The organism is Roseobacter sp. (genome assembly GCF_024639605.1).
Classification (GTDB): Bacteria; Pseudomonadota; Alphaproteobacteria; order Rhodobacterales; family Rhodobacteraceae; genus Roseobacter.
The window spans coordinates 1-3,302 of the sequence record NZ_JAHEHZ010000243.1 but is presented as its reverse complement, the minus strand read 5'-3'; the positions used below and the strand labels follow the sequence as shown (position 1 = coordinate 3,302).

The following is a 3,302-nucleotide window of genomic DNA, read 5'->3' as shown; positions in this document are numbered from 1 at the left end:
AAAAACGCCCGAAAAAGGTCATTATTTTTAATTGGGGTAACAATCACCCCGGCCTGTCCGGACGTCCGATCAATGGTGAAGCCCTGCGCGCATGCTTGTCTTTCTGTTCACATTATCATCCGTGTTTCTCATCGCGGCGCTCACGATACCGGTCTTTGCGGATCTCCTGCTGATCGCCGCGCCCTGTGCGCTGGCAAGCCTGCTGTTGCTGATCTCGCAGATCGACCGGTACGTGAACAGACCGGTGGGAGAAAAGCTTGTTGTGATCGACGGCTCCAATGTTATGCACTGGAAAGACGGCAAGCCGCGCATCGAGACCGTGCGCGATGTGATCGATGCCCTGCACAGCAAAGGCTATCAGCCAGGTGTGATCTTTGACGCCAACGCGGGCCATGTACTGACCGGCCGGTATCGCCATGACGCCTGGTTCAGCAAAAAACTCGACATCCCGCGGGACCGCGTACGGGTTGTCGGCAAAGGCACGCAGGCAGATCCTGAAATACTGATCACCGCGCGGGCCTATGAGGCACGGGTGGTGACCAATGACCGCTATCGCGACTGGGCAAAAGATCACCCAGAGGTCCGAAAACCCGGATATCTGGTGCGCGGCGGTTATAAATCCGGCGAGATCTGGCTGAGCCTGCCCGGGCTGGAGCCGGAACAGACCGCACCCGCCAGAAAAGAGAGCCAGCCTGCCTGAAGGCGGCGGGGCTTAAAGGTTCCGCGCAACGGTTCGTGATGCATCGGCATTCCGGCACACAGTCGGGCGGATTGTCTTGCCGGATGCAGGCACGCGCAGCCCGGATGCGACAGGTTCCGGCGATTGCAGGAGCAGGTACGCAATCGATTCGCGCAGAAGTAAGGTTCAGCAAGAAACCACATAGGTATGGATCGTAAAGACGACGGCCCGGGTGCGCGGCATTCGCAGAATGCACTGGCGTTCGGCCCGGATGTAGGGTGCTGTTGCGTGATCGCCGCGTTCTCGCCTCGGATTTTGCAAGGAATGCGGCTGATAAAGCGTCGCGGCGTCGTATTTCAGCCAGTTATTGCGCCAGAGCGGACGCCCGGCCTGCACCCCGTCGAAAAGCCGCTGGACCCGCGTCGCCATCGCCGCGTCATAGCTCTCGACCGGTGTGTGGATCTGTGTCAGCGGGCGCCCGGCCTTCTCGCTCAGTGTCCAGCCCGCGGGAAAGCAGAGCACGGCAGCCGTCAGCACATGCTCAGAGCCGCGTTTTTCCAGAATGCAGATGTCTTCCTGCACAATCTGCCCCAGCATCGCCAGGGGCGTGTCAGACCGGGTGTCGGTTTCAAAGCCGTCCGGACAGGTCACAAGCGACCCGTTGACGGTGAAGCCCAACCCCGGAAGCAGGCGCAGTGCTGCCTCCAGCACTTCGGCTGCCGCATCCTCACTGCCCGCGCTTTCAAAAAGCACCGCATCGCGCGCGCCAGCCAGACGCGCCCGGCGCTCGGCCATCTGACCGGCGCAGGCATCGCTCACCCGCAGCCAGTCGTCTGCCGCCAGCGGCTGCACCCCGGGCAGCGCCCGGTCCGGGCTCATTTCAGGTGGCAGATCATTGTGCAGAACATCGGTCATCAGCAGCAGTCTTATCAGCGCTCAGCAGGATGGTCCGCAAAAAACGACCCGTCAGGAGGTCGGAAACGGTCAAACGCACGATGGATTTTAAACGCAGGATAAAGGAATAAACTCTGCCCGGACGCGCAATATGAATACGCATTTCAGCCAGACCCGTAAAATCGACCCCTCGCGCGGGGCGACGCTTGGCGATGGCAGCCCGAACGATATGGACCGGGTAGAGATCGGCCCGACGCAGCTTGCTTTCCGCGAGTGGGAGACCGCGGGACTGGAACTGCCGGATCTGGATGCCATGCGTGCATACCGGCACCGGAGGCTCACCGATCATATCGTCGCGCGTGGCTATGCCGGGTTGCTGATGACTGACCCCCTGAACATCCGCTATGCCACCGACAGCACCAATATGCAGCTCTGGAACACCCATAATCCGTTCCGTGCCGTGCTGCTCTGTGCGGACGGTTATATGGTGATGTGGGACTATAAAAACTCGCCGTTTCTCAGTGAATTCAACCCGCTGGTACGCGAGCAGCGCTCGGGCGCGGACCTGTTCTACTTTGACAGGGGTGACAAGGTTGGCGCGGCCGCTGATGTGCTGGCCAATGAAATCCGGGTGCTGCTGGCAGAACATGCACCCGGGCTCAGACGCCTTGCGGGTGACAAGATCATGCTGCACGGGTTGCGCGCGCTGGAGGCCCAGGGCTTTGAGGTGATGGATGGCGAAGAGGTCACCGAAAAGGCCCGTTCGGTCAAAGGACCTGATGAAATTAAGGCGATGCGCTGCTCCAGCCACGCCTGCGAGACGGCCGTGCGGATCATGGAGGATTTCGCGCGGGCCAGTGTCGGCGACGGGGTGACCTGCGAAAACGATATCTGGGCCGTGCTGCATGCAGAGAATGTGCGCCGGGGTGGTGAATGGATCGAGACGCGGCTTCTGACTTCTGGCCCGCGCACAAACCCCTGGTTTCAGGAATGTGGACCGCGCGTCTGTCAGGCCAATGAGATCATCTCCTTTGATACCGATCTGGTGGGCGCTTATGGCATCTGCACAGACATCTCACGCAGCTGGTGGATCGGGCCTGGCAAGCCGAGGCCCGATATGGTCTACGCCATGCAGCACGGGGTCGAACACATCATGACCAATATGCAGATGCTGAAACCCGGCGTGATGATCCCGGAACTTTCGGCAGGTACGCATGTGCTGGATCCGGGGTTTCAGAAGCTGAAATACGGCTGTCTGATGCATGGCGTGGGGCTTTGTGATGAATGGCCGCTGGTGGCCTATCCCGATCATGCGGTCGAGGGTGCTTATGATTATCCGCTGGAGCCTGGCATGTGTCTGTGTGTCGAAGCGCTGGTGAGCCCTGAAGGTGGTGATTTCTCGATCAAGCTCGAGGATCAGGTGCTGATCACCGAGGACGGTTTTGAGAACCTGACGGTCTATCCTTTTGATGATGCGCTGATGGGCCGCATCTGAGCGCCCGCGCGGCGCTCAGCGAAAGAGCCCGGGCAGCATATCACTGAGCAGGGTAAAGCCGCGCGTCCCGACCGGTTCTGCCGGCGGGCCTGTGCGACGCCGCACTGCGGTCCCGTTGAGCCAGACCTCGACCCTTCCGGTGCCGGCCCCCGACATGTGTCTGAAGTCGCGTGCTTCGATGCCCAGGCTTTCGCCCAGGGCCATCGCCGCATCCGCGTCCTGGGCATAAAAATA

At 60.7% G+C, this 3,302-nt stretch carries 4 protein-coding genes; 2 read left to right on the top strand and 2 right to left on the bottom strand.

The window, feature by feature from the left end:
* The first annotated feature begins 91 nt into the window (after window positions 1-91).
* On the top strand, window positions 92-700 hold the full coding sequence (locus Q0M35_RS18240; protein ID WP_295317673.1) for a hypothetical protein: 609 nt from the start codon (window positions 92-94) through the stop codon (window positions 698-700).
* A gap of 165 nt (window positions 701-865) precedes the next feature.
* Here Q0M35_RS18240 and Q0M35_RS18235 read toward each other — a convergent pair whose 3' ends face one another.
* Window positions 866-1,594 carry a DUF3445 domain-containing protein gene (locus Q0M35_RS18235; RefSeq protein WP_295317672.1) on the bottom strand — a complete coding sequence of 243 codons (729 nt, stop codon included), beginning with the start codon at window positions 1,592-1,594 and terminating at the stop codon, window positions 866-868.
* A gap of 130 nt (window positions 1,595-1,724) precedes the next feature.
* On the opposite strand from Q0M35_RS18235, the gene dddP reads away from it, so the two are divergent.
* Window positions 1,725-3,068 (top strand): dimethylsulfonioproprionate lyase DddP, encoded by a 1,344-nt coding sequence (gene dddP, locus Q0M35_RS18230; protein WP_295317671.1) that lies wholly within the window; start codon window positions 1,725-1,727, stop codon window positions 3,066-3,068.
* A 15-nt stretch (window positions 3,069-3,083) separates the two neighbouring features.
* Here the strand turns inward: dddP and Q0M35_RS18225 are convergent.
* Window positions 3,084-3,302, bottom strand: a 219-nt coding sequence (locus Q0M35_RS18225; RefSeq protein ID WP_295317670.1) for a hypothetical protein, incomplete at its 5' end; no start/stop codon positions are given.

Excerpts from the sequence above, each read along its gene's own strand:
- Q0M35_RS18240 (WP_295317673.1), top strand. The coding sequence starts at position 92 with ATGCTTGTCTTTCTGTTCACATTATCATCCGTGTTTCTCATCGCGGCG.
- Q0M35_RS18235 (WP_295317672.1), bottom strand. The coding sequence starts at position 1,594 with ATGACCGATGTTCTGCACAATGATCTGCCACCTGAAATGAGCCCGGAC.
- dddP (WP_295317671.1), top strand. The coding sequence starts at position 1,725 with ATGAATACGCATTTCAGCCAGACCCGTAAAATCGACCCCTCGCGCGGG.